This window comes from Sphingobium sp. ZW T5_29 (assembly GCF_044987515.1).
In the GTDB taxonomy this organism is placed as follows: Bacteria; Pseudomonadota; Alphaproteobacteria; order Sphingomonadales; family Sphingomonadaceae; genus Sphingobium.
In genome coordinates this window covers 1-517 of sequence record NZ_JBJDRM010000042.1, presented here as the reverse complement: position 1 = coordinate 517, position 517 = coordinate 1, and the positions used below count along the sequence as shown (strand labels likewise).

The 517-nt window shown below is 69.8% G+C and carries 1 protein-coding gene; it reads right to left on the bottom strand.

Going from position 1 to position 517, the window contains the following annotated elements; translation table 11 throughout:
• The coding region (locus ACI3KQ_RS15965) for an Ig-like domain-containing protein (RefSeq protein ID WP_404959334.1) at window positions 1–517 on the bottom strand (517 nt) is incomplete at both ends.

Genomic DNA, 517 nt, shown 5'->3' with positions numbered 1-517 from the left:
AGACCGCCGAGCCGTCGGTGACGGCATAGCTGAAGCTGGTCTGGCCGGATGCCGCTCGTACCGTGACGACGAGGGACTGGCCGTTGGCGACGAGCGCCAGGTCGCCGAAGTCGGGATCGGCCAGGCCGCCGAGCGACGCGGGATCGATCGAGAGCACGTCCTTCTTGTTCGGATCGTGATCGTTGTAGAGCACCGGCAGGATCACCTGCTGGCCGCTGCGCACGCCGAAGGCGTTGTCGACCGCGACCGGGGGCAGCTGCTCGGCGACGTCCTCGACGACGACCGTGCCCTCCTCCTGCTCGGTCTCCTTCTCGACCGCCCACTGCTCGAGCGGAACCAGGCGGCCGTCCGGGGCCGTCCAGATGAGGCCGGTGCCGACCTCGGTGAGCACGGCGCGATCGCCGTTGTCGCGGAAGACGGGTCGGATCGACCCGGACTCGAGCGCATCGTCGGGAACGGTGAGCGAGACGGTGTCGCCGTCGGCCCACAGCGTTCCCGTTCCCGTGTCGAGCCAGGC